Annotated in this window: 22 protein-coding genes (1 of these 22 cut by a window edge); 11 read left to right on the plus strand and 11 right to left on the minus strand. The window is 64.2% G+C overall.

What is annotated here, in order from left to right; genetic code table 11:
- Positions 1-918, minus strand: partial view of a CaiB/BaiF CoA transferase family protein gene (locus AAHK21_RS12890; RefSeq protein ID WP_367857443.1) — the 5' portion only. The gene continues 303 nt to the left of window position 1, outside the view; the window shows 918 of its 1,221 coding nt (coding positions 1-918); its start codon is at positions 916-918; the stop codon falls past the left edge of the window.
- Positions 919-933: 15 nt separating this feature from the next.
- Positions 934-2,115: an acyl-CoA dehydrogenase gene (locus AAHK21_RS12895; RefSeq protein ID WP_023630017.1), complete on the minus strand. Its 1,182-nt coding sequence runs from the start codon at positions 2,113-2,115 to the stop codon at positions 934-936.
- A gap of 163 nt (positions 2,116-2,278) precedes the next feature.
- On the opposite strand from AAHK21_RS12895, the gene AAHK21_RS12900 reads away from it, so the two are divergent.
- From AAHK21_RS12900 to AAHK21_RS12920, 5 genes are all read left to right on the plus strand, one after another.
- A complete protein-coding gene (locus AAHK21_RS12900) occupies positions 2,279-3,178 on the plus strand; it encodes a LysR family transcriptional regulator (RefSeq protein WP_094010763.1) in 900 nt (299 codons plus the stop codon).
- A 438-nt stretch (positions 3,179-3,616) separates the two neighbouring features.
- A complete protein-coding gene (locus AAHK21_RS12905; protein ID WP_038707135.1) occupies positions 3,617-4,738 on the plus strand; it encodes a Re/Si-specific NAD(P)(+) transhydrogenase subunit alpha in 1,122 nt (373 codons plus the stop codon).
- Between the two features lie 11 nt (positions 4,739-4,749).
- On the plus strand, positions 4,750-5,064 hold the full coding sequence (locus AAHK21_RS12910; RefSeq protein WP_008097413.1) for an NAD(P) transhydrogenase subunit alpha: 315 nt from the start codon (positions 4,750-4,752) through the stop codon (positions 5,062-5,064).
- A 2-nt stretch (positions 5,065-5,066) separates the two neighbouring features.
- Complete coding sequence (locus AAHK21_RS12915) at positions 5,067-6,503, plus strand: NAD(P)(+) transhydrogenase (Re/Si-specific) subunit beta (RefSeq protein WP_023631271.1); 1,437 nt, start codon at positions 5,067-5,069, stop codon at positions 6,501-6,503.
- A 193-nt stretch (positions 6,504-6,696) separates the two neighbouring features.
- A complete protein-coding gene (locus AAHK21_RS12920; protein WP_023631270.1) occupies positions 6,697-8,190 on the plus strand; it encodes an acetyl-CoA hydrolase/transferase family protein in 1,494 nt (497 codons plus the stop codon).
- A 102-nt stretch (positions 8,191-8,292) separates the two neighbouring features.
- Here AAHK21_RS12920 and AAHK21_RS12925 read toward each other — a convergent pair whose 3' ends face one another.
- Entirely contained in the window at positions 8,293-9,960 is a 1,668-nt protein-coding gene (locus AAHK21_RS12925) for a putative bifunctional diguanylate cyclase/phosphodiesterase (RefSeq protein WP_367857444.1), read from the minus strand.
- Between the two features lie 256 nt (positions 9,961-10,216).
- On the opposite strand from AAHK21_RS12925, the gene rep reads away from it, so the two are divergent.
- Positions 10,217-12,226 (plus strand): DNA helicase Rep, encoded by a 2,010-nt coding sequence (gene rep / locus AAHK21_RS12930; protein WP_023629135.1) that lies wholly within the window; start codon positions 10,217-10,219, stop codon positions 12,224-12,226.
- A gap of 65 nt (positions 12,227-12,291) precedes the next feature.
- A complete protein-coding gene (locus AAHK21_RS12935; RefSeq protein WP_217840949.1) occupies positions 12,292-12,864 on the plus strand; it encodes a xanthine phosphoribosyltransferase in 573 nt (190 codons plus the stop codon).
- Positions 12,865-12,989: 125 nt separating this feature from the next.
- Here AAHK21_RS12935 and AAHK21_RS12940 read toward each other — a convergent pair whose 3' ends face one another.
- The 5 genes from AAHK21_RS12940 to dadA all read right to left on the minus strand — a co-directional run bounded on the left by AAHK21_RS12940 (position 12,990) and on the right by dadA (position 18,747).
- Entirely contained in the window at positions 12,990-14,846 is a 1,857-nt protein-coding gene (locus AAHK21_RS12940) for an acetyl-CoA hydrolase/transferase C-terminal domain-containing protein (RefSeq protein ID WP_367857445.1), read from the minus strand.
- Positions 14,847-14,991: 145 nt separating this feature from the next.
- Positions 14,992-15,396, minus strand: a complete 405-nt coding sequence (locus tag AAHK21_RS12945; RefSeq protein WP_038707641.1) for a cytochrome c5 family protein — start codon at positions 15,394-15,396, stop codon at positions 14,992-14,994.
- Between the two features lie 154 nt (positions 15,397-15,550).
- Entirely contained in the window at positions 15,551-16,099 is a 549-nt protein-coding gene (locus AAHK21_RS12950) for a cupin domain-containing protein (protein ID WP_023629132.1), read from the minus strand.
- A 108-nt stretch (positions 16,100-16,207) separates the two neighbouring features.
- On the minus strand, positions 16,208-17,281 hold the full coding sequence (gene alr / locus AAHK21_RS12955) for an alanine racemase (protein ID WP_102684792.1): 1,074 nt from the start codon (positions 17,279-17,281) through the stop codon (positions 16,208-16,210).
- A 164-nt stretch (positions 17,282-17,445) separates the two neighbouring features.
- Positions 17,446-18,747 (minus strand): D-amino acid dehydrogenase, encoded by a 1,302-nt coding sequence (gene dadA / locus AAHK21_RS12960; RefSeq protein WP_094010769.1) that lies wholly within the window; start codon positions 18,745-18,747, stop codon positions 17,446-17,448.
- 156 nt (positions 18,748-18,903) lie between these two features.
- Between dadA and dadR the strand changes: the two genes are divergently transcribed.
- A complete protein-coding gene (gene dadR, locus AAHK21_RS12965; protein ID WP_003258963.1) occupies positions 18,904-19,392 on the plus strand; it encodes a transcriptional regulator DadR in 489 nt (162 codons plus the stop codon).
- A gap of 4 nt (positions 19,393-19,396) precedes the next feature.
- Here dadR and AAHK21_RS12970 read toward each other — a convergent pair whose 3' ends face one another.
- On the minus strand, positions 19,397-19,750 hold the full coding sequence (locus tag AAHK21_RS12970) for a YkgJ family cysteine cluster protein (RefSeq protein WP_023630241.1): 354 nt from the start codon (positions 19,748-19,750) through the stop codon (positions 19,397-19,399).
- Between the two features lie 117 nt (positions 19,751-19,867).
- Between AAHK21_RS12970 and AAHK21_RS12975 the strand changes: the two genes are divergently transcribed.
- Positions 19,868-21,160, plus strand: coding sequence for an NAD(P)/FAD-dependent oxidoreductase (locus AAHK21_RS12975; RefSeq protein ID WP_367857446.1), 1,293 nt, complete (start codon positions 19,868-19,870; stop codon positions 21,158-21,160).
- Here the strand turns inward: AAHK21_RS12975 and AAHK21_RS12980 are convergent.
- Complete coding sequence (locus AAHK21_RS12980; protein ID WP_046857575.1) at positions 21,157-21,387, minus strand: DUF1127 domain-containing protein; 231 nt, start codon at positions 21,385-21,387, stop codon at positions 21,157-21,159. The genes AAHK21_RS12975 and AAHK21_RS12980 overlap by 4 nt on opposite strands.
- A 176-nt stretch (positions 21,388-21,563) precedes the next feature.
- Between AAHK21_RS12980 and AAHK21_RS12985 the strand changes: the two genes are divergently transcribed.
- Together AAHK21_RS12985 and AAHK21_RS12990 are read left to right on the plus strand one after the other, a co-directional pair.
- Positions 21,564-22,994: a PLP-dependent aminotransferase family protein gene (locus AAHK21_RS12985; RefSeq protein WP_367857447.1), complete on the plus strand. Its 1,431-nt coding sequence runs from the start codon at positions 21,564-21,566 to the stop codon at positions 22,992-22,994.
- Positions 22,995-23,054: 60 nt separating this feature from the next.
- Positions 23,055-24,605, plus strand: coding sequence for a phospholipase D family protein (locus AAHK21_RS12990; protein WP_367857448.1), 1,551 nt, complete (start codon positions 23,055-23,057; stop codon positions 24,603-24,605).
- A gap of 34 nt (positions 24,606-24,639) precedes the next feature.
- On the opposite strand, the gene AAHK21_RS12995 is transcribed toward AAHK21_RS12990, so the two are convergent.
- On the minus strand, positions 24,640-25,779 hold the full coding sequence (locus AAHK21_RS12995; protein WP_367857449.1) for an MFS transporter: 1,140 nt from the start codon (positions 25,777-25,779) through the stop codon (positions 24,640-24,642).
- Positions 25,780-25,924 lie beyond the last annotated feature (145 nt).

Raw genomic sequence — 25,924 nt, forward strand, 5'->3', positions numbered from 1 at the left:
GAACACCGTAGCCTGACGAATCAACGGAATCAGCTCCGCACGATTGGCTACCCGCTGCTTATTAGTAGAGAACCGCGGGTCATCCGCCCACTGCGCCTGCCCCGCCACTTCAGCAAACTTGCGGAACTGCCCGTCATTACCCACGGTAAGAATGAAATTGCCATCCGCCGTCGGAAAGTCCTGGTAGGGCACGATATTGGGGTGCGCATTGCCCAACCGCCGGGGTGGGTTGCCAGTGGTGAGGTAGTTCATCGCCTGATTGGCCAGGCAGGCCACCTGCACATCCAGCAACGCCATATCGATATGCTGGCCTGTGCCCGCCTGATCACGATGCGCCAAGGCCGCAAGAATCGCCACGGTGGAATACAGCCCGGTCAGGATGTCGGTGAGCGCTACCCCAACCTTCATCGGCCCCGCGCCCTCCTCCCCCTCCGGGCGCCCGGTCAGGCTCATCAGCCCGCCCAACCCCTGGATCATGAAGTCGTAGCCAGCACGCTTGGCATACGGCCCGGTCTGACCGAAGCCGGTGATGGAGCAATAGATAAGCTTCGGGTTGATGGCCTTCAGGCTTTGGTAATCCAACCCATAGGCCGCCAGTCCACCCACCTTGAAGTTCTCGATGACGATATCCGACTTCGCCGCCAGCTCACGCACCAGGCGCTGGCCTTCGGGCTGGGTGAAGTCGATGGTCACCGAGCGCTTGTTGCGGTTGGCCGACAGGTAGTAGGCCGCCTCGCTGGTATTCTCGCCCTGGGCATCGCGCAGGAAAGGCGGCCCCCAGGAACGGGTGTCGTCACCCGCGCCGGGGCGCTCCACCTTGATTACATCCGCCCCAAGGTCGGCAAGGATCTGGCCGGACCAGGGGCCGGCCAATACCCGGGAAAGATCCAGCACCCGCAGATGGGAAAGCGCGCCCATGGCCTGGCTCCTCTATTAATAGAACGCCTGGATGCCGGTCTGCGCACGCCCAAGGATCAGCGCGTGCACGTCGTGAGTACCTTCATAGGTGTTGACCACCTCGAGGTTGACCAGGTGGCGGGCGACGCCGAACTCGTCGGAAATGCCATTGCCACCCAGCATGTCCCGCGCCAGGCGAGCGATGTCCAGGGCCTTGCCGCAGGAGTTGCGCTTCATGATCGAGGTGATCTCGACCGCCGCGGTCCCTTCGTCCTTCATCCGGCCCAGGCGCAGGCAGCCTTGCAGGGCCAGGGTGATCTCGGTCTGCATGTCAGCCAGCTTCTTCTGGATCAACTGGTTGGCAGCCAGCGGGCGGCCAAACTGCTGACGATCCAGGGTGTATTGGCGAGCGGTGTGCCAGCAGGCCTCGGCGGCACCCAGCGCACCCCAGGAGATGCCGTAGCGGGCCGAGTTCAGGCAGGTGAACGGGCCTTTGAGGCCGCGCACGTCGGGGAAGATGTTCTCTTCCGGCACAAACACGTTGTCCATGACGATCTCGCCGGTGATCGAAGCACGCAGGCCGACCTTGCCATGGATGGCCGGAGCACTGAGGCCGTCCCAGCCTTTCTCCAGCACGAAGCCGCGGATATCGCCGGCATCGTCCTTGGCCCAGACCACGAATACATCGGCAATCGGGCTGTTGGTGATCCACATCTTGCTGCCGCTCAGGCGATAACCACCGTCGACCTTGCGGGCGCGGGTGATCATCGAGCCCGGGTCGGAACCATGGTTGGGCTCGGTCAGGCCGAAGCAGCCGATCCACTCGCCACTGGCCAGCTTCGGCAGGTACTTCTGCTTCTGTGCCTCGGTACCGAACTCGTTGATCGGCACCATGACCAGCGACGATTGCACGCTCATCATCGAGCGGTAGCCGGAGTCGATACGCTCCACCTCGCGGGCGATCAGGCCGTAGCACACGTAGTTCAGGCCGCTGCCACCGTACTGCTCGGGAATGGTCGCGCCGAGCAGGCCGACTTCACCCATCTCACGGAAGATCGCCGGATCCGTCTGCTCATGACGGAACGCCTCCAGCACACGGGGTGCCAGCTTGTCCTGGGCGAACTGATAGGCGCTGTCACGGACCATGCGCTCTTCTTCAGTGAGCTGCTGATCCAGCAGCAGCGGGTCGATCCAGTTGAAGCTTGCCTTGCCAGCCATGTGCGGATTCCTCGAAAGATGGGAACGAATTGTTGTGCTGGATTGATCCTAGGCCTGTTTGGCGTGAGGGACAAACGAGGATTGCGCACCGTTTAGTGATATTTTCTCACTTCGTAATCATCAAAATGCCCTGCTCAACGCCTGACATGTGAGGTTCACGTACATGCGCCGCAAGATTCCCAGTACCACTGCCCTGGTCTGCTTCGAGGCGGCCGCACGTCACGAGAGCTTCACCAAGGCCGCTCAGGAACTGGCCCTGACCCAGGGTGCCGTCTGTCGGCAGATCGGCAGCCTGGAGACCTTCCTCAATGTCGAACTGTTCCGCCGCTCACGCCGGGGCGTGAAATTGACCGAAGCCGGGCTCTCCTACAGTCGCCAGGTAGCCGCACAGCTGGATGCGGTGGAGCGCGACACGCTTTCGGTGATGCGCCAGCAAGGCGCCAATGTGATCGAACTGGCGGTTGTCCCGACCTTCGGCACCCAGTGGTTGCTGCCGCGCCTGAAGGACTTCCAGCAGCGTCACCCGGAAGTCACGGTCAACCTGACCAACCGCACCCGCCCCTTCCTGTTTGCCGACACGCCCTTCGATGCCGCCATCTACTTCGGCGACGCCGACTGGTCGGGCACCCAGTCCCACCGACTGATGGGCGAGAACCCCATGCCGGTGTGCAGCCCTTCCCTGCTGGAAGGACAAGCCAGCCTCGACGCCCAGCGCATTGCCGGCTTGCCGCTGTTGCAGCAGACCACCCGCCCCTATGCCTGGCGACAATGGTTCGACGGCTTGGGGATGAGCGTCGAACGCGACATGACCGGCCCGCGCTACGAGCTGTTTTCGATGCTCGCCCAGGCCGCCATGCATGACATGGGCATTGCGCTGATTCCACCGTTCCTGATCCAGCGCGAGCTGCAGGAGGGCCGACTGGTGGTCGCTAACAGGCATGCCCTCTCCAGCGACAAGGCCTACCATCTGATGATCCCCGAGCGGAAGGTCGAGTCCGCCTCGCTACGGGCGTTCCGCGACTGGCTGGTGGCGCAGGCGCAACAGTACACCGCTACGGAATAGGGTGAAGCAGGCAAAGCTGACCCCGTAGTCAATTATTTTTAACACCTACAGATGTATGGATTTGTCGCAAATTCGTAATCTGTTCCGTTCGCCCTTAAAAACCTAGCAACCCTAGTTACTGCGCGGGTTTGCAGCTGATTTTGCGACATTCAGCAAACTGAGAACGAAAATAGCGGAAATTTTTTCAAATTTTCTCCTAAGCTCCGCATAGCGCGTGCTTGACGGGTTGAGGGCAAATCGTTGCGACATACGGTCACAGGGTGACTTGTAGTTTCAACTTCGTTTCGCTTCAGAACTGGTTGAAGGCCCTCGGGTTCGTCTGCAAAATGCCTCCCCCGCCCCGGATCCGGCGGGGTCGTGCTCTACGACCACCCAGCCGCACCACCCGAAGTGCGCTGGTTCCTATAAAGACAAAAGGTCACCGCAGGAGACAAAGTCGTGCACATTGGTGTTCCTCTCGAGACGCAGACGGGTGAGACAAGGGTCGCCGCGACCCCGGAAACCATCAAGAAACTGGTTGGCCAGGGCCATCAGGTCACCGTGCAACGGGGGGCAGGGCTCAAGGCCAGCATTCCGGACAGTGCCTATGAGGCCGTTGGCGCCAACTTGGGCGAAGCCGCCGACGCCTTCGGCGCGCAGCTGGTGCTCAAGGTGGTCGCGCCCAGTGACCAGGAACTGGCGCTGATCAACAGCGGCAGCCTGCTGGCAGGCATGCTCAACCCGTTCAACAACGAACTGATCGCCAAGATGGCCGAGCGCGGCATCACCGCCTTCGCCCTGGAGGCCGCACCGCGCACCTCACGCGCGCAGAGCCTCGACGTGCTGTCGTCGCAAGCCAACATCGCCGGCTACAAGGCCGTGCTGCTGGCAGCCCACCACTACCCGCGCTTCATGCCCATGCTGATGACCGCCGCCGGCACTGTGAAGGCCGCCCGCGTGCTGATCCTCGGTGCCGGTGTGGCCGGCCTGCAGGCCATCGCCACGGCCAAGCGCCTGGGCGCGGTGATCGAGGCGTCCGATGTGCGCCCGGCAGTGAAGGAGCAGATCGAGTCGCTCGGCGCCAAGTTCATCGACGTGCCCTACGAGACCGACGAGGAACGTGAGTGCGCCGAAGGTGTGGGCGGCTACGCCCGGCCAATGCCGGCCAGCTGGATGCAGCGCCAGGCCCAGGCCGTGCACGAGCGTGCCAAGCAGGCGGACATCGTCATCACCACCGCGCTGATCCCCGGACGCAAGGCACCGACCCTGCTCAGCGCCGAGACCGTGGCGCAGATGAAACCCGGTTCGGTGGTCATCGACCTGGCCGCGGCCCAAGGCGGCAACTGCCCGCTGACCGTGGCCGACCAGGTGGTGATGGCGCACGGCGTGACCCTCGTCGGCCCGACCAACCTGCCGGCCCAGGTCGGTGCCGACGCCTCGGCGCTGTACGCGCGCAACCTGCTGGACTTCATGAAGCTGCTGTTCGACAAGGACGGCAACCTGGTCATCAATCTCGAAGACGACATCGTCGCCGCGTGCCTGATGTGCCGCGACGGCCAGGTCGTGCGCAAGAACGGCTGAGGAGCACGACAATGGAAGACATGCTGATTTCCCACGGCATCTACAACCTGATCATCTTCGTGCTGGCCATCTACGTGGGCTACCACGTGGTGTGGAATGTCACCCCGGCCCTGCACACGCCGCTGATGGCAGTTACCAACGCCATTTCCGCGATCGTCATCGTCGGTGCCATGCTGGCCGCCGCGCTGACCGTCACCCCGGCCGGCAAGGTCATGGGCACCCTGGCCGTGGCGCTGGCCGCGGTCAACGTGTTCGGTGGCTTCCTGGTCACCCGCCGCATGCTTGAGATGTTCAAGAAGAAAACCAAGAACGAGGCGCAGAAGTAAGCATGAGCATGAATCTGGTAACGCTCCTCTACCTCGTCGCCTCGGTATGCTTCATCCAGGCGCTCAAGGGCCTGTCGCACCCGACCACTTCGCGGCGCGGCAACCTGTTCGGCATGATCGGCATGGGCATTGCGATCCTCACCACGGTGGGCCTCATCTATAAGCTTGGGGCTGAGCTTGCGACAGCGGGTATCGGCTACGTGATCGTCGGCCTTTTGGTCGGTGGTACCGCCGGTTCGATCATGGCCAAGCGCGTCGAGATGACCAAGATGCCGGAGCTGGTCGCCTTCATGCACAGCATGATCGGCCTGGCCGCGGTATTCATTGCCATCGCCGCCGTGCTCGAACCACAGTCGCTGGGCATCGTCGCCGCCATCAGCGACCCGATCCCCACCGGCAACCGCCTCGAGCTGTTCCTTGGCGCGGCCATCGGCGCCGTCACCTTCTCAGGTTCCGTGATCGCCTTCGGCAAGCTGTCGGGCAAGTACAAGTTCCGCCTGTTCCAGGGCGCACCGGTACAGTTCGCCGGCCAGCACAAGTTGAACCTGATCCTGGGCCTGGCGACCATCGCCCTGGGGCTGCTGTTCACCTTCACCGGCCACTACAGCGCCTTCACCCTGATGCTGGCCCTGGCTTTCGTCATGGGCGTGCTGATCATCATCCCGATCGGCGGCGCCGACATGCCGGTGGTGGTGTCGATGCTCAACAGCTATTCGGGCTGGGCAGCAGCCGGTATCGGCTTCTCGCTGAACAACTCGATGCTGATCATCGCCGGCTCCCTGGTCGGCTCCAGCGGTGCGATCCTCTCGTACATCATGTGCAAGGCGATGAACCGTTCGTTCTTCAATGTGATCCTCGGTGGCTTCGGTGCCGACGTGGATGCCGGTGCCGCGACGGGTTCGAAAGAGCAACGCCCGGTGAAATCCGGCTCGGCCGACGACGCGACCTTCCTGCTGAGCAATGCCGATAGCGTGATCATCGTCCCGGGCTACGGCCTGGCGGTGGCTCGCGCCCAGCACGCGCTCAAGGAACTGACCGAGAAGCTGACCCACAACGGCGTGACCGTGAAGTACGCGATCCACCCGGTAGCGGGGCGTATGCCCGGGCACATGAACGTGCTGCTGGCCGAGGCCGAGGTCCCGTACGACCAGGTGTTCGAGATGGAGGACATCAACGCCGAGTTCGGCCAGGCCGACGTGGTGCTGGTGCTGGGCGCCAACGACGTGGTCAACCCGGCAGCGAAGAATGATCCGAAGTCGCCGATCGCCGGCATGCCGATCCTCGAAGCCTTCAAGGCCAAGACCATCATCGTCAACAAGCGCTCCATGGCCAGCGGCTATGCCGGCCTGGACAACGAGTTGTTCTACCTGGACAAGACCATGATGGTGTTCGGTGACGCCAAAAAGGTCATCGAGGACATGGTCAAGGCTGTGGAGTAGGTCCAAGGACCGCATCGCGACCGCTTGTACAAGACAAACCCCGGGAAGCCATTTCCGGGGTTTGTCGCATTTGCCTGATCCAGATCAACGGCTCTATTTCCGGGCCGCTCATACGACCATGGTCGCGGGACGGCACCGGGCGAAATCTCTAGACTGCGCTTCCAGTAGCTTCAGTAGCCTGAGATAACAATCCATGTACCGTGATCGTATCCGCTTGTCCTCCCTGCACAGCAAGGTAATGAGTGCGGCTGACGCCGCTGGCCTGATCGAGGACGGCATGACCGTCGGCATGAGCGGCTTCACCCGCGCCGGCGAAGCCAAGGCCGTGCCTCACGCACTGGCCGAGCGCGCCAAGCAGTCGCCGCTGAAGATCAGCCTGATGACCGGCGCCAGCCTGGGCAACGACCTCGACAAGCAACTGACCGAAGCCGGCGTACTCGCCCGGCGGATGCCGTTCCAGGTCGACAGCACCCTGCGCAAGGCCATCAACGACGGCAAGGTGATGTTCATCGACCAGCACCTGTCGGAAACCGTCGAGCAACTGCGCAACAAGCAACTGACCCTGCCGGACATCGCGGTCATCGAAGCAGTGGCGATCACCGAGCAAGGCCATATCGTGCCGACCACCTCGGTGGGCAACTCGGCCAGCTTCGCGATCTTCGCCAAACAGGTCATCGTCGAGATCAACCTGTCGCACAACGCCAACCTCGAAGGCCTGCACGACATCTACATCCCGACCTACCGCCCGACCCGCACGCCGATCCCGCTGGTGAAGGTCGACGACCGCATCGGCAGCACCGCGATCCCGATCGACCCGGCGAAGATCGTCGGCATCGTCATCAGCGACCAGCCGGACTCGCCGTCCACCGTGCTGCCGCCGGATCACGAGACCCAAGGCATCGCCGACCACCTGATCGCCTTCCTCAAGGGCGAGGTGGACGCCGGCCGCATGAGCAACAACCTCGGCCCACTGCAGGCCGGCATCGGCAGCATCGCCAACGCGGTGATGTGCGGCCTGATCGAGTCGCCGTTCGAAAACCTGACCATGTACTCCGAAGTGCTGCAGGATTCGACCTTCGACCTGATCGACGCCGGCAAGCTGAGCTTTGCCTCGGGCAGCTCGATCACCCTGTCGAGCCGTCGCAATGCCGATGTGTTCGGCAATCTGGAGCGCTACAAGGACAAGCTGGTGCTGCGTCCGCAGGAGATCTCCAACCACCCTGAAGTGGTGCGTCGCTTAGGCATCATCGGCATCAACACGGCGCTCGAGTTCGACATCTACGGCAACGTCAACTCGACCCACGTCTGCGGCACCAAGATGATGAACGGCATCGGCGGCTCGGGCGACTTCGCCCGCAATGCCCACCTGGCGATCTTCGTCACCAAGTCGATCGCCAAGGGCGGCGCGATTTCCAGCGTGGTGCCGATGGTCAGCCACGTCGACCACACCGAGCATGACGTGGACATCCTGGTGACCGAGGTGGGCCTGGCCGACCTGCGCGGCCTGGCGCCGCGCGAGCGCGCCCGGGTGATCATCGACAACTGCGTGCACCCGGACTACCGCGCCGCGCTGAACGATTACTTCGAGCGCGCCTGCCAGCGTGGCGGGCATACCCCGCATATCCTGCGCGAGGCGCTGAGCTGGCACGAGAACCTGGAAGAAACCGGGCGCATGCTGGCGGGTTGATCCAAAGGCAACAGGGCGCCGCTGACGCGGCGCATCGCCGGCAAGCCGGCTCCCACAAGGACGGCGCAACACCTGTGGGAACCGGCTTGCCGGCGATTGGGCCTAAAGGGTCTGCACCAAACCCGGGGTGGGCACCTGCAACAGGTACTCGATCAACGCCTCCACCGGCAACGGCCGACTGACCAGGAAGCCCTGCACCTGGTCGCAACCGAACGCCCGCAGCAGCGCCAGCTGCTCCTCGCTCTCCACCCCTTCTGCCACCACCTCCAGATTGAGGTTGTGCGCCAGGTTGATCATCGCGTGGACCAGCTTGGCGTTCTCTTCGCGTTGCTCCATGCCGCCGACGAAGCTGCGATCGACCTTCAGCAAGGTGATCGGCAAGCTGTTCAGGTGCACGAACGATGAAAAGCCGGTGCCGAAGTCATCCAGCGAGAAGCGCACCCCCAGCCGCCCGAGGGCATCCATGGTCTGGCGCACCAACTCATTGCGCCGCATCACGGCGGTCTCGGTCAGCTCGAACTCCAGCCAGCGCGCATCGACCCCGTGCTCGACGATCAGCCGGCTCAGGGTTGCCAGCAACTGACTGTCCTGGAACTGGCGAAAGCTCAGGTTCACCGCCATGTGCAGCGGTGCCAGGCCACGTTCGCGCAGGGCCTGCATATCGCTCAGGGCCCGCGAGATCACCCAGTAACCCAGTGGCACGATCAACCCGCTCTGCTCGGCCAGCGGCACGAACTCGCTGGGCGCCAGCAGGCCGCGCTCGGGATGGTTCCAGCGCACCAGCGCCTCGAGCCCGACGATACGACCGTCGGATAGGTTGAGCCGCGGCTGGTAGTGCAGCTCCAGCTCGTCGCGGCGCAGGGCGCGGCGCAACTCGCTTTCCAGGTCAGCGAGGCTGCGGGCGTTGCGATTGATACGCTCATTGAATACGTGGAAGGTGCAGCCCTGGCTACCCTTGGCCTGGCGCATGGCGATGTGGGCGTGCCACATCAGCGGGTCGGCGCCGGCCTGGGCGCGGGCATGGGCGATCCCCAGGCTGCAGCCGAGCAGCAGGCTCTCGCCGTCGATCCAGTAGGGCTCGGTGAGCGCCTCGGTGATGCGCTCGGCCATCCACTCGGCGCGGTTGGGATCACGCCGGGTGTCGATCAACAACGCGAACTCGTCGCTGCCAAGGCGCGCCAGTTGGTCGCTCGCCTCCAGCTGGTGCTTCAGACGGGCGACCACCTGCAGGATCAAGCGATCGCCCCCCTGGTGGCCGAGGGCGTCGTTGACGTGGCGGAAGTTGTCCAGGTCGAGGTGGCCGAGGGCCAGGCCACGCCCTTCGTTCTCGGCCAAGCGTGCGGTCAGCAAGGCCTGGAAGCCCTGGCGATTGGCGATGCCGGTCAGCGGGTCTTGTTCGGCCAGACGCTGCAGGGTGGCCACCAGCACGCCGCGCTCACGCACATGGCGCAGGGAGCGACGCAGCGTGTCGGTAGTCAGTTGCGTCAGCACCAGCCAGTCGCTGGCGCCCAGCGGCGCGCTGGCCGGCTCCTGCTCGAGCAGCAGGATCGTCGGCAGCTCGCAACGCCCTGGCGCGGGCTGCAGCTCGGGCGTGGCCAGCACCACGGCCTGACGGTCGTTGGCGAACAGGCTGTCCACCGCCGCCCAGTTCGGTGCGGTCAGCAGCACGACGCTGCCACCCATCGGTTGCAGGCATTCGCGCAGGTGCACGGCCCACTCCGGCTCATCAGCCAACAGCAGCAAACGCAGGGGTTCGACAGGCGTGGACAAGCGGGCTCCTTAGATGTGGGCGGTGGAACGGCGAGCGCGGGCAATCCTACCCGATTAATTGGAAATGATTTTCACTTTTAGTCATTGCCTGTCCCTGGCCACCATCCCGACGCAATCTGACGTGCATCCTGCGCGAAAGTAGCAGATGCGGCAAATCCGATTCGCGCCCTGCATCACAACGTCAGACGGTCGCGCATTAACCACCCCATGCCTGCTAGAATGCGCGGCTATTTTCTGGTTACCCCCGGTTTCTAGCATGTCCCGACTCAATCCCCGGCAACAGGAAGCCCGCGACTACGTCGGCGGCCCTCTTTTGGTGCTCGCCGGTGCAGGCTCCGGCAAGACCAGCGTGATCACGCGCAAGATTGCCCACCTCATCCAGAACTGCGGCATCCGTGCCCAGTACATCGTCGCCATGACCTTTACCAACAAGGCCGCGCGCGAGATGAAGGAGCGAGTCGCCACCCTGCTGCGTCCGGGGGAAGGCCGTGGCCTGACCGTGTGCACCTTCCACAACCTGGGCCTGAACATCATCCGCAAGGAGCATGACCGCCTGGGCTACAAGCCGGGGTTCTCGATCTTCGACGAGTCCGACATCAAGGCATTGCTGTCGGACATCATGCAGAAGGAGTACTCCGGCGACGACGGCATCGACGAGATCAAGAACATGATCGGTGCCTGGAAGAACGACCTGATCCTGCCGCCCGAGGCCCTGGAAAAGGCGCGCAACCCGCGCGAGCAGACCGCGGCCATCGTCTACACCCACTACCAGCGCACGCTCAAGGCGTTCAACGCAGTGGACTTCGACGACCTGATCCTGCAACCGGTGAAGCTGTTCCAGGAGCACCCCGATGTGCTCGAGCGCTGGCAGAACCGCGTGCGCTACCTGCTGGTGGACGAATACCAGGACACCAACGCCAGCCAGTACCTGCTGGTGAAGATGCTGATCGGCATGCGCAACCAGTTCACCGTGGTCGGCGACGACGACCAGTCGATCTACGCCTGGCGCGGCGCCCGCCCCGAGAACCTGATGCTGCTCAAGGAGGACTACCCCTCCCTGAAGATCGTCATGCTCGAGCAGAACTACCGCTCCACCAGCCGCATCCTGCGCTGCGCCAACGTGCTGATCGCCAACAACCCGCATGCCTTTGAAAAGCAGCTGTGGAGCGAGATGGGCATCGGCGACGAGATCCGCGTGATCCGCTGCAAGAACGAGGAAGCCGAGGCCGAACGCGTGGCCATGGAAATCCTCACCCTGCACCTGCGCACCAACCGCCCGTACAGCGACTTCGCCATCCTCTACCGCGGCAACTACCAGGCCAAGCTGATCGAATTGAAGCTGCAGCACCACCAGGTGCCGTACCGCCTCTCCGGCGGCAACAGCTTCTTCGGCCGCCAGGAGGTCAAGGACCTGATGGCCTACCTGCGCCTGCTGGTGAACCCTGACGACGACAATGCCTACCTGCGCGTCATCAACGTGCCGCGCCGCGAGATCGGCTCGACCACGCTGGAAAAGCTCGGCAACTATTCCACCGAGCGCGGCATCTCGATGTACGCCGCCAGCGAAGAGATGGGCCTGGGCGAGCACCTCGACGCCCGCTACACCGAGCGCCTGCAGCGCTTCAAGCACTGGCTCGACGGGGTACGCCACAAAGTCGCCCTGGACGACCCGATCGCCGCGCTGCACGAGATGATCCGCGACATCGACTACGAGAACTGGATCCGCCAGCAGACCGCCAGCGACAAGGCCGCGGAGTTCCGCATCAGCAACGTCTGGTTCCTGGTCGAAGCGCTGAAGAACACCCTCGAGAAGGACGAAGAGGGTGACATGACCATCGAGGACGCCATCGGCAAGCTGGTGCTGCGCGACATGCTCGAGCGCCAGCAGGAAGAGGAAGAAAACGCCGAGGGCGTGCAGATGATGACCCTGCACGCCTCCAAGGGCCTGGAATTCCCTTACGTGTTCATCATGGGCATGGAGGAGGAAATTCTCCCCCACCGCTCGAGCATCGAGGCCGACACCATCGAGGAAGAACGCCGCCTGGCCTACGTGGGCATCACCCGCGCGCGCCAGACTTTGGCCTTCACCTTCGCCGCCAAGCGCAAGCAGTACGGCGAAATCATCGACTGCACACCGAGCCGGTTCCTCGACGAACTGCCGCCGGACGACCTGGCCTGGGAAGGCCTGGACGATGCGCCCGTGGAAGTGAAAGCAGCGCGCGGCAACAACGCCCTGGCCGATATCCGGGCAATGCTCAAACGCTGATCAACCATTACTCTTTAACATTGCCGCTTGTTGCGGCCACCTTTGCTACATCGAGGAAAACCACAGTGGAAGCACTGCAGCAGAAGATTCGCGAAGAAGGCATCGTGCTTTCCGATCAGGTCCTGAAAGTCGATGCGTTTCTCAACCACCAGATCGACCCGGCGCTGATGCAGCTGATCGGTGACGAGTTCGCCCGCCTGTTCGCCGACTCCGGCGTGACCAAGATCGTCACCATCGAAGCCTCGGGCATTGCCCCGGCAGTGATGGCTGGCCTGAAGCTGGGCGTCCCGGTGATCTTCGCCCGCAAGCACCAGTCGCTGACCCTGACCGAGAACCTGCTGACCGCAAAGGTTTACTCCTTCACCAAGCAGACCGAAAACACCGTGGCCATATCGCCGCGCCACCTCAACAGCAGCGACCGTGTGCTGGTGATCGACGACTTCCTGGCCAACGGCAAGGCGTCCCAGGCGCTGATCTCGATTATCAAGCAAGCCGGCGCCACCGTGGCCGGCCTGGGCATCGTCATCGAGAAGTCGTTCCAGGGCGGCCGCGCCGAGCTGGACAGCCAGGGCTACCGCGTCGAGTCGCTGGCCCGGGTGAAGTCGCTGGAAGGTGGCGTGGTCACCTTCATCGAGTAAGCCTGTACCGACCTCATCGCCGGCAAGCCGGCTCCCACAGGTACCGCACAAGGTCAAAGCCCTGCGGTACTGCTGTGGGAGCTGGCTTGCCGGCGATTGGGCTGCAAAGCAGCCCCGGCAATCTTTCAGGTCGCCGCCAAGCCCGCCAGCAGCAGCCGCTGGTACAACTCCTCCTTCAGCCCCTGTGGCTCCCCCAGCCTCATGCGCGCCAACTGCGCTGCATAGGCCTCGGGCGCCGGCGCATCCAGCGCCGCCTTGCCCAGTTCCAGCACCTCGCTCAGCTTGAACTTGCTCTTGAGCCAATTCAGCGCCCGCAACAAGTCACGCTCCTCGGCCGTGAAATCGCTGCCCAGCGGATATTCCGGGAACAATCGCGCATGCCGTGCGCGGGTTGCCTCCAGGCGCTCGGGAGTGTTGTCGGTATAACGCGCATCCAGCACGAAATCCTTCGCCAGCTTGCCCACCGCCTTGGCTCGCTCCATCAGCTCGCGCTGAAAACGAGAGTCACTGATCGCCAGCAACCGCGCAATCACCTCGCTGTCGGTCTGCCCGCGCAGGTCGGCGATGCCGTACTCGGTGATCACGATGTCTCGCAAGTGCCGGGGTATGGTGCAGTGGCCGTAGGTCCAGTAGAGGTTGGAGGTCACCTCGCCACCGGCCTCGCGCCAGCTACGCAGCAACAGGATCGAGCGACCACCCTCCAGCGCATGGCCCTGGGCCACGAAGTTGTACTGCCCGCCCACGCCGCTGAGTACCCGGCCATCTTCGAGCTGGTCAGCGACACCGGCACCCAGCAAGGTCATGCCGAATACCGTATTGATGAAGCGCGCATCCCGGCGCTGACTGCGCTTGCGCTCTTCCTGGCCGTACAGCTCGTTGATGTAGCTGATGGCGGTCATGGCGAAGCGTGCGCGCTGCTCCAGCGGCATCTCGCGCAGGCGCTGGTAGAACGCCCGTGGGCCAAGGAAGAAGCCGCCATGCACCAGCACGCCGTGCTCGTCGGCTGGGCGGCGCACCACCCCGGCCTCGGCCAGGGCAAGCAACCCGTTGACGAACATTTCGCTGCAGCCATACAGCCCCTGGGCGAAGGTATCCAGCCCTCCTTCCCGCTCGATCAGTGCCTGCCATGGGCCGATATCCAGCTCATCGAGCAGCGCACGATAGCCTTCGTTGTCGCCCTGGCGTGCCAGCAGCGCCGCCGCCACCGCATCACCCATGGCGCCGATGCCGATCTGCAGGGTACCGCCGTCGCGCACCAGGGTGCTGGCATGCAGGCCGATGCAATGGTCCTGGGTGTTCACCGGCATGTTTGGCGTGGAGAACAACCGGCGACTTTCGGGCTGGTCGATCAACAGGTCGAACTGCTCCAGGCCCAGCTCCGCGTCCCCTGGCATGTAGGGCAGTTCGTCATGGATCTGGCCAAGCACCAGGATGGTCTCGCCCTCAGCACGGCGCCGGGCGATCATCGGCAGCAGGTCGAGGGTGATGTCGGGGTTGCAGGCCAGGCTCAGGTGATCGGGCCGCTCGGGCGTGGCCGCCACCAGCTGCGCGATCAGGTTCAGGCCCTTGGCGTTGATATCCCGTGCGGCGTGGCTGTAGTTGCTGCTGACGTAGTCCTGCTGGGCCGTGTCGCTGTGCAGCAGGCTGCCGGGCTGCATGAAGAACTGCTCGACGCGGATGTTCGGCGGGAGCTTGTCGGCACGCAGGTCGGCCAGGTAGGCGAGCTCCTCATAGTCGGCGAATACACGCTCGACGAAAGGCTCAAGGAAGCGCCGTTGCAAGCCATCGCCCAACGGCGGGCGGCCGAGGGACAAGGCGGTGTAGAGGGTCAGACGACGCTCAGGCAACTCGCGGATGCGGGCGTACAGCGCGTTGACGAAGGCGTTGGGTTTACCCAGGCCGAGCGGCAGGCCCATGTGAATATGGCTGGGCAGTCGGGCCAGGGCCTGCTCGACAGCCTGGTCGATGGAGCAGCGATACATCTGGGCCTCCTGAGTCATCCGTAGGTTCAGGGGTTGGACACAAGTCACAGCGGGTTGGTTGCCTGTCCCGCCCCCGCAATAGGGTTACCAGCCCAAAAACAAAAGCCCGCCATCAGAGGCGGGCTTTATACAAGTCAGGTCTGGCTCACAGCCCGGACATCTTCTTGATCGCACCCTTCAGGTCATCATCCGAGCAATCGGCGCAGGTGCCCTTCGGTGGCATGGCGTTGATCCCGGTGATGGCCTTGGCCAGGATGCCATCGAGTCCGCCCTGGTGGTCGGCACGCTCTTTCCACGCGGCGGTATCACCGATCTTCGGCGCGTTCAGCAGGCCGGTGCCATGGCAGGCATTGCAATGCTTGGCGATGATCTCGTCCGGCGTCTTGGCACCGCCGCCACCGGCGCTGGCGGCCACTTCCATGCCCTTGCATTCCTGGCCCTGGACGCACACCTGGCCGACCGGTTCGAGACGCTTGGCGATGTCGTCGTTGGTTGCAGCGGTTGCGCTCATTGCCCAAAGGGCGAATACGGCTGCTGGTACGGCCAGCATCTTCTTGATTTGGTTCACGCGAACACCCTCATGGTGGCTAATCACGCCCGCGGCCACGGAATTGCGAGCGTTGAAAAGTATAGCGGGAACCTGGAAGGCGTGAAACGACCACACTCAGGGAAAGGGTATTGACCCGTCAATGCACTGCGCTGGATCAAAAGTTCGACGGGGTGGCGGCGCTGATCAGCCGGGCCGGCTCCTCGAACGGGTTGCGAAAGCGGTGCGGGCGGGTGCTTTCGAAGTAGTAGCTGTCGCCGGCCTCGAGGATGAAGATCTCGGTGCCGACTACCAGTTCCAGGCGGCCTTCGAGAAGAATGCCGGTCTCTTCGCCATCGTGGGTGAGCATTTCCGCCCCCGTGTCGGCGCCCGGTGGGTAGACCTCGGTCAGAAACGCGATGGCGCGATTGGGGTGCGACTTGCCGACCAGCTTCATGGTGACCGCGCCGTCGGAAATGTCGATCAGCTCGTGGGCCTTGTAGACGATCTGGGTCGGGCTTTCCGGGGCCAGCTCCACCGAGAAGAACTCGACCATGGACATGGGGATACCGCTGAGCACCTTGCGCAGGGAGCTGATCGACGGGCTCACGCTGTTCTTCTCGATCATCGAGATGGTGCTGTTGGTCACCCCCGCGCGCTTGGCGAGTTCGCGCTGGGACAAGCCCTTGAGCTTGCGGATGGCTTGCAGTCGTTCACCGACGTCCAAAGCTTGCGCCTCCAGAAACGGTCGAGGTTGGGGGAGTGTGAACGATATGATGGCAATGCCGTTCAGTATTTACAACACACAGCCCCGCAGCCTGTCCGCTTTGGCGCTTTATTCGCCGATATAGTCCAGCGGCACGCGCTTGAGATTGCAGAAGATCTGGTACGGAATGGTCCCGGCCTGCATGGCCACGTCGCTGGCCAGTACTTGCTTGCCCCACAACTCGACCGGGCTGCCGACAGTGGCCTCGGGCACGTCTGTCAGGTCGACGCAGAGCATGTCCATCGACACGCGGCCAATCAGCTGGGTGCGTTTGCCGGCCACCACCACTGGCGTGCCGGTAGGTGCCTGGCGCGGATAGCCGTCGGCATAGCCCATGGCGACCACGCCGACCCGGGTCGGCCGCGGGCTGATGAACCTGGCGCCATAGCCTACCGGCTCACCGGCAGGCAGCTCGCGCACGCTGATGATGCGCGATTGCAGGGTCATCACAGGCTGCAGGCGAGCAGCCTCGGCCTGCTCCACTTCGAACGGCGTGGCGCCGTAGAGCATGATGCCTGGGCGCACCCAGTCGCTCTTGATGCTCGGCCAGCCCAGCACGGCCGGCGAGTTGCGCAGGCTGCACTCGGCGGCCAGGCCCTGGCGGGCAGCCTCGAACACGGCGACCTGCTGTTCGGTAGCGGCGGCGTCGAGCTCGTCGGCGCGGGCGAAGTGGCTCATCAGCACGATGCGCGAGACCTTGCCGCTGGCCAGCAGGCGCTGGTAGGCATCGGCGTAGTCCTTGGGGTGCACGCCGACACGGTGCATGCCGGTGTCCATCTTCAACCAGACGGTCAGCGGCTTGTGCACCGAGGTCTTCTCGATCGCTTCCAACTGCCATGGCGAATGCACCACGCACCACAGATCATGTTCAGCGATCAGCGAAAGCTCGCTGGCCTCGAAGAAGCCTTCGAGCAACAGAACGGGGGCCTTGATGCCTGCCGCGCGCAGTTCCAGGGCCTCCTCGATGCAGGCCACGGCAAAACCGTCGGCCTCGGCCTCGAGCGCCAGGGCGCAACGCACCGCGCCATGACCGTAGGCGTCAGCCTTGACCACGGCCAGTGCCTTGGCGCCGGTCAGCTCACGGGCGAGGCGGTAGTTGTGTCGGAGGGCTTGGAGGTCGATCAAGGCACGGGCGGGACGCATGGCGGCAGCCTTCTGGCAGTTCTGGTTATCGATAAAGCCCCGGCGCGGCAGATGGGGGTAGGTACCCACCGCGACGGGGTGAGGGAACAGGTCAATCGGTTTCGGGCCTCATCGTGGGGCAAGTCGCATCGGCGCACCACGATGAGGCCAACAGCATCGAATGCTTACTGGTGCGCAGGCGCCGGCTGTCCGTGCTTGGCAGTCTCGCGGCTATTGCCATAACGCGAGATGTCCAGGCCTTCGGCACTGATCTGCGGCTTCTTGCGCGCAATCAGGTCGGCCAGCAGGCGACCGGAACCGCAGGCCATGGTCCAGCCCAGAGTGCCGTGACCGGTGTTGAGGAACAGGTTACGGAACTTGGTCGCCCCGACGATCGGGGTGCCGTCCGGGGTCGCCGGGCGCAGGCCGGTCCAGAAGCTCGCCTGGCTCAGGTCGCCGCCGCGAGGATAAAGGTCGTTGACGATCATCTCCAGCGTTTCGCGTCGACGCGGGTTCAGCGACAGGTCAAAACCGGCGATCTCGGCCATGCCGCCGACACGGATGCGGTTGTCGAAACGGGTAATCGCGACCTTGTAGGTCTCGTCCAGGATGGTCGAGGTCGGCGCCATGTCGCCGTTGGTGATCGGCACGGTCAGCGAGTAGCCCTTGAGCGGGTAGACCGGGGCCTTGATGCCGAGCGGCTTGAGCAGCTGCGGCGAGTAACTGCCCAGCGCCAGCACGTAGCGATCGGCGGTTTCCAGCTTGCCGTCGATCCATACGCCGTTGATGCGGTCGCCGGCGACGTCCAGGCGCTGGATGTCCTGGCCGAAGCGGAACTCGACACCCAGCTTGATGGCCATCTCGGCGAGCTTGGTGGTGAACATCTGGCAGTCGCCAGTCTGGTCGTTGGGCAGGCGCAGGGCGCCAGCGAGGATACCCTTCACGCTCTCCAGGGCCGGTTCGACCCGGGCAATGCCGTCACGGTCGAGCAGCTCGTACGGTACACCGGACTGCTCCAGCACCGCGATGTCCTTGGCCGCGGCGTCCAACTGCGCCTGGGTGCGGAACAGCTGGGTGGTGCCCAGGCTGCGGCTTTCATAGGCGATACCGGTTTCGGCGCGCAACTCGTCGAGGCAATCGCGGCTGTACTCGGACAGGCGCACCATGCGCTCCTTGTTCACCGCATAACGGCTGGCGGTGCAGTTGCGCAGCATCTGCGCCATCCACAGGTACTGATCGACGTCGCCGGTCAGCTTGATGGCCAGGGGCGCGTGGCGCTCCAGCAGCCACTTGATGGCCTTGAGCGGCACGCCAGGGGCGGCCCAGGGCGAGGCATAGCCGGGCGAGATCTGGCCTGCGTTGGCGAAGCTGGTTTCCATGGCCACCGCCGGCTGGCGATCGACCACCGTCACCTCGAAACCTTGCCGGGCCAGATAGTAGGCACTGGCGGTACCGATCACACCGCTACCAAGTACCAGAACTCGCATTGTTGTATCCCTCGCACGCGGCTTGCCGCAGTCTTTTGTTGAAATGGCATGGATGCGCGCAGTATAAGAATCTCCGACCAGTGCTATTCACTATATAAGCAGCTATATTTGGCGAGAATTCTCGGCAAAATTGCCTTTCACGGAGGGGCATCCCCTATGAGAACCCAGCACCAGAGCAAGCGTGAACTGGACAAGATCGACCGCAACATCCTGCGGATCCTGCAGAATGACGGGCGCATCTCCTTCACCGAACTGGGCGAGAAGGTCGGGTTGTCCACCACCCCCTGCACCGAACGCGTGCGGCGCCTGGAGCGCGAGGGGATCATCATGGGCTACAACGCCCGGCTCAACCCGCAGCACCTGAAGGGCAGCTTGCTGGTGTTCGTCGAGATCAGCCTGGACTACAAGTCCGGCGACACCTTCGAGGAGTTCCGCCGCGCCGTGCTCAAGCTGCCCCATGTACTGGAATGTCACCTGGTGTCGGGCGATTTCGACTACCTGGTAAAGGCGCGGATCTCGGAGATGGCGTCGTATCGCAAGCTGCTCGGCGACATCCTGCTCAAGCTGCCCCATGTGCGCGAGTCGAAGAGCTACATCGTGATGGAAGAAGTGAAAGAGAGCCTGTGCCTGCCGATCCCAGACTGAAGCCTTACACCAGCACCTGGCGGGTACTGGCTATATAGGTGTGAACCAGCTGCTCGGCCGCCGGGTCGATCGGCTGCTCTGGGCCCCGCCCCCTGGGGCAGGCCAGACGCGGCGTGGTGCCGAACAGGCGGCAGATCATCGGGCGCTCTTCATATACTGTGCAGCCGTTCGGGCCCAGGTGCACACAATCCAGGCGCTCCAGCGCGGCGTCCTGCTCGGCCTGGGTCTTGCGCGGCAGGCGGGCCATTTCCTCGGCCGAGGTGGTGACCGGGCCGCAGCAGTCATGGCAGCCGGGCTCGCACTCGAACGAGGGGATGAGCTCGCGCAGGAAATGGATCTTGTGGCGGTTGCAGGACATAAGCGGCGCATCTTGGACATGAGTGCTGGATTATAAGGCAATCGCGGGAACGGGCTTGCCCCGCGATTGGCCGGTTGCCTATCCTCGCCTTTTCGCCTTGCACCCAGGAAACGACACATGGTCCACAGCGCGCAACACGCCGCCTCCTACTACGCCGCCAGCAGCGCGCCACACCCTGACTACCCGTTCCTGCAAGGCGAGCACAGCGCCGACGTGTGCATTGTCGGCGGTGGCTACTCGGGCCTGAACACCGCCATCGAACTGGCCGAACGCGGCCTGTCGGTGATCCTCCTGGAAGCACGCAAGCTCGGCTGGGGCGCCAGCGGCCGCAACGGTGGCCAGCTGATCCGGGGCGTCGGCCACGGCCTGGAACAGTTTCTCCCGGTGATCGGTGAGGAAGGCGTGCGTAGCCTGAAGCTGATGGGCCTGGAGGCGGTGGAAATCGTCCGCGAGCGCGTCGAGCGCCATGGCATCGACTGCGACCTGACCTGGGGCTACTGCGACCTGGCCAACAAGCCCGCCGAACTGGAAGGCTTCGCCGAGGACGCCGAGGAACTGCGCAGCCTGGGCTATCGTCACGAACTGCGCCTGGTGCAGCCCGGCGACATGCACTCGGTAGTAGGTTCCGAGCGCTATGTCGGCGGCCTGATCGACATGGGTTCGGGTCACCTGCATCCACTCAACCTGGCGCTGGGCGAAGCCGCCGTGGCAAGGCGCCTGGGTGTCGGCTTGTACGAGCAATCGGAAGTGATCCGCATCGAGTACGGCCCGGAAGTGAAGGTGCATACCGCCCAAGGCCGGGTGCGCGCCAAGACGCTGGTGCTGTGCTGCAACGCCTACCACAACGACCTCAACCGCGAACTGGGCGGCAAGGTGCTGCCCGCCGGCAGCTACATCATCGCCACCGAGCCCTTGGGTGAGGAACGCGCCCGCCAGTTGCTGCCGCAGAACATGGCGGTATGCGACCAGCGCGTGGCGCTGGATTACTATCGCCTCTCTGCCGACAACCGCCTGCTGTTCGGCGGCGCCTGCCACTATTCCGGGCGCGACCCGCAGGACATCGCCGCCTACATGCGCCCGAAAATGCTCAAGGTGTTCCCGCAACTGGCCGATGTGCGCATTGATTACCAATGGGGCGGCATGATCGGCATCGGTGCCAACCGCCTGCCGCAGATCGGCCGCCTGGCCGGCCAGCCCAACGTCTACTACGCCCAGGCCTATTCGGGCCACGGGCTCAACGCCACCCACCTCGCCGGGCGTCTGCTCGGCGAGGCCATCAGCGGCCAGCAGAGCGGGCGCTTCGACCTGTTCGCCAAGGTCCCGCACACCACCTTCCCCGGCGGCAAACTGCTGCGTTCGCCGCTGCTGGCACTGGGGATGCTCTGGTATCGACTCAAAGAGCTGGCCTAGTCACGCCAGAAGGGCTTGCTCGCCTCATGCCGAGCCTGCTCCCAGCTGATGCCGATATCGCGCAGTTGGTAATCCTCCAACTGCAACAGGGCCCTGCGGGTGCGCCAGCGATGCAGCATCAGGCTCCAACGACCCATGCCTTGGGGCGCGCTGAAGACCCGGGGACGCTGCTCCGACTCCAGTTCACTGGCCAACAGTTGCAAGCGCACATCGCTCATGCCACCCATCACCACGTCCTCCGTTCAGTACCTGACGTGGAGACAGCATGCGGGTACACCTCCTACCAATACAGAGCCAAAATCGACTTATTATTCCCATACAGAATTGGCGCAAATAGGGCTGCATGCAGTATTTTTCGCCTATCTGTACCGGTCCTCGGTCATCAGCTGTGCAGGAGTATGCAGTGACCCTCTATTTCAATCTCGCCGAACTGCTCGGTTCACGCATCGAGCAGGGCCTGTATCGCCCCGGCCAGCGCCTGCCGTCAGTGCGCGCCCTGAGCGTGGAGCATGGCGTCAGCCTGAGCACCGTGCAGCAGGCTTACCGCCTTCTGGAGGACAACGGCCTGGTCTCGCCGCGCCCCAAGTCCGGCTACTTCGTCGCCGAGGACCGCCAGCTACCAGCCCTGCCAGCCATCAGCCGCCCGGCCCAGCGTCCTGTGGATATCTCCCAGTGGGAACAAGTGCTGGAGCTGGTGCGCGCCACCCCGCGCCCGGACGTGATCCAGCTCGGCCGCGGCATGCCCGACGTCGACAGCCCCACGCTCAAGCCACTGCTGCGCAGCCTGGCGCAGATCAGCCGGCGCATGGACATGCCCGGCCTGTACTACGACAACATCCACGGCAACGCCTTGCTGCGCGAGCAGATCGCCCGGCTGATGCTCGACTCCGGCTGCCGCCTGGGCCCGGCCGACCTGGTGGTGACCACCGGCTGCCACGAGGCGCTGTCGTGCAGTATTCGCGCGGTATGCGAACCCGGTGACATCGTCGCGGTCGATTCACCCAGCTTCCACGGCGCCATGCAGACGCTCAAAGGCCTGGGCATGAAGGCCCTGGAAATCCCCACCGACCCCATCACCGGCATCAGCCTGGAAGCCCTCGAACTGGCCCTCGAACAATGGCCGATCAAGCTCATCCAGATCACCCCCAACTGCAACAACCCCATGGGCTACATCATGCCCGAGGCGCGCAAGAAGGCGCTGCTCACCCTGGCCCAGCGCTACGACGTGGCGATCCTCGAGGACGACGTGTATGGCGACCTGGCCTACACCTACCCGCGCCCGCGCACCATCAAGTCGTTCGACGACGATGGCCGGGTATTACTCTGCAGTTCGTTCTCCAAGACCCTGGCGCCAGGCCTGCGGATTGGCTGGGTGGCTCCGGGGCGCTACCTGGAACGGGTGCTGCACATGAAGTACATCAGCACCGGCAGTACCGCTTGCCAGCCGCAACTGGCAATCGCCGACTTCATCGCCGAGGGCCACTACCAGCCGCACCTGCGGCGCATGCGCGGCCAGTACCAGCGCGGCCGCGACCAGATGTGCGACTGGGTGACCCGCTTCTTCCCGACAGGCACCCGTGCCAGCCGCCCGCAAGGTGGCTTCATGCTGTGGGTGGAACTGCCGGAGAGTTTCGATACGCTGCGCCTGAACCGCGCTTTACTGGTGCAAGGCGTGCAGATCGCGGTGGGCAGCATCTTCTCGGCCTCGGGCAAGTACCGTAACTGCCTGCGCATGAACTTCGCCGCCCGGCCCACGGAGCAGATCGAAGCCGCCGTGCGCAAAGTCGGTGAAACCGCCCTTCGTCTACTGGATGCCGAACACCCTGGCGGGTAACTTTGCGCCGCCTGCCACGGTCCAACCTCATAAGCCCTTGCCGCACAGGACGATCCACCCTTGAGACTCCAGCATGCCCTGCCCCTGCTGCTGGTGCTGTTGCTCGGCCTGTCGGGCTGCGCCAGTGTCGGTACACCACGTGAAGTCAGCCAGGCGCTGCCGGCGGCAGACTCGGCCTTCGGCCGCTCGGTGCAGCGCCAGGCCGCGCCCTACGAGGGACGCTCGGGCTTTCGCCTGCTGCCCAACAGCAACGAGGCATTCCGCGCCCGCGCGGAGCTGATCCGCAACGCCCAGGCAAGCATCGACCTGCAGTACTACATCGTCCACGATGGTCTCAGCACCCGCGCCCTGGTCCATGAACTGCTGCGCGCCGCCGACCGCGGCGTGCGAGTGCGCATCCTGCTCGACGACACCACCAGCGATGGCCTCGACAACCTCATGGGCACCCTCGCCGCCCACCCGAACATCCACATCCGCGTGTTCAACCCGCTGCACCTGGGGCGCAGTACCGGTGCCACCCGCGCCGTCGGCCGGCTGTTCAACCTGTCGCGCCAGCACCGGCGCATGCACAACAAGTTGTTCCTGGTGGACAACAGCATGGCCATCGTCGGCGGCCGTAACCTGGGCGACGAGTACTTCGACGCCGAACCCAACCTCAACTTCACCGACATCGACCTGCTGGGCGTGGGGCCTGTGGCCGAACAACTCGGGCACAGCTTCGACCAGTACTGGAACAGCGCCTTGAGCCGCCCGATCGGCGATTTTCTCTGGCGCCAGCCCGACGCCGACGACCTGTTCAGCAGCCGTCAGCGCCTGGAGGTGTCCCTGGCCGAAGCACGGACCAAGCGCAAGGCTCTTTACGACCGCTTGATGGCCTATCAGTCGCAGCCCCGCCTGGATGTGTGGCGCAATGAGCTGATCTGGGCCCACAGCCAGGCTTTGTGGGACGCGCCGAGCAAAGTCCTGGCAGAGGGCGAACCGGACCCGCAACTGCTGATGACCCAGCAACTGGCGCCCGACCTGAACCGCGTGCACACGGAATTGATCCTGGTGTCCGCCTACTTCGTACCCGGCGAACCCGGCCTGCTGTACCTGACCAGTCGCGCCGACGCCGGCACCTCGGTCAAGCTCCTGACCAACTCGCTGGAAGCCACCGATGTGCCAGCGGTCCATGGCGGCTACGCGCCTTATCGCCGCGCCTTGCTGGAGCATGGCGTGCAGTTGTACGAGTTGCGCCGCCAGCCCGGTGACCCACGTCCACGGCTGGGCTTTCACGGCAGTTCCGATTCGAGCCTGCACAGCAAGGCGATGGTGTTCGACCGACGCAAGACCTTCATCGGCTCGTTCAACTTCGACCCGCGCTCCGTGCTGTGGAACACCGAGGTGGGCGTGATGGTGGACAGCCCAGAGCTGGCCGAGTACACCCGCGAACTGGCGCTACAAGGCATGGCACCAGCGCTGAGTTACCAGGTGAAGCTGGTGGACGGGAGGATGGTCTGGGCGACCGAGGACAACGGCCAGCGGCACATGTTGGTGACCGAGCCCGGGGGGCTATGGCGACGCTTCAATGCCTGGATCAGCAAAGCGGTCGGGTTGGAGAAGATGTTGTAGAACGCATCGCGGGCAAGCCCGCGATAGCAATCGGTCAGGCAGACGCCGGCTCGAAGGCATCCCGCCGCCGGGTCAGCAGCACCAACCCCGCCGCGCCCACCGCCATCAGCAACGGCAGCGCATGCCCGCTGATCCACTGGCTTCCCGCCCCGGCCAGCAAAGGTCCGAGCAGGCAACCGATACCCCACAGCTGTGCCACGTGGGCATTGGCCCGCACCAGTTCATCATCTCGGTAGCGCTCGCCGATCAGCACCAGCGACAGGGTGAACAACCCTCCCGCACTGGCACCGAACAGCACCCACAGCGGCCAGATCACTGGTGTGTGCAACAGCAGCGGAATCGCCAGGCTGGAAACCATCAAGGTCAGCGCGCAACCGCTGAACAACGTGCGTCGCGACATGCGGTCGGCCAAGGCGCCAATCGGCAATTGCAGTACCGCATCCCCTACCACCACGGTGCTGACCATGAACAACGCCACCTCCGTGGTGAAACCTTGCTGCAGGCAGTACACCGGCAGCAACGTCAGGATCATCGCCTCGAATGCCGCGAACAGCGCGATGGCCCAGGCGATCACCGGCAGGCGCCGACAGAAGGCGAACAGGTCGGCAAAGGTGACGCTGCACGCCTCGGTGGTCGGTGCACCGCCGCGCCCCAGCAGGATCAGCGGCGCGACCAGCAACAACCCGGTCGCGGCCCAGAAGCCGAAATCATCGTCCGAGCCCAGGAACCCCAGCACCAGCGGCCCGGCCAATTGGCTCAGGGCATAGCTGCTGCCATACAGCGCCACCAGCCGGCCACGCCACTGCTCGACGACCAACTGGTTGATCCAGCTCTCGCCAAGGATGAACACCACCGTCAGCGACATACCGATCATCAAGCGCAGCACCAGCCACAGGGCATAGCTGGGCAGCACTGCCACCAGGCCGATCGACAGCGCCCCACCCCACAGGCACAGGCGCATGGCCATGGGCACGCCGACCCAGCCGGCGAGGCGGCTGGCCAGGCTGGCACCGACCAGCACACCAAGGGCCGGCATCGCCGCCATCACGCCGATGGCGAACCCACCGTAGCCCCAGCCCTCCAGGCGCAGGGACACCAGCGGCATGCTCACGCCGAGCGCAAGCCCGACACTGAGCACCGACGCCAGGACGGCAAAGTAGGTTCCCCAACGCATGATGGCCTCCGAGGCGCATGACTTTTAAATGGCAGAGACAACACAGCCGGGGCGGCATGAACCGTCCCGGCTGTAGTTGGGGGCTGCCATGCAGCCCTTTCGCCGGCAAGCCGGCTCCCACAGGGTCTGCATGTAGCTTGTGGGA

It is taken from the genome of Pseudomonas sp. TE50-2 (assembly GCF_040813665.1).
Classification (GTDB): Bacteria; Pseudomonadota; Gammaproteobacteria; order Pseudomonadales; family Pseudomonadaceae; genus Aquipseudomonas; species Aquipseudomonas soli.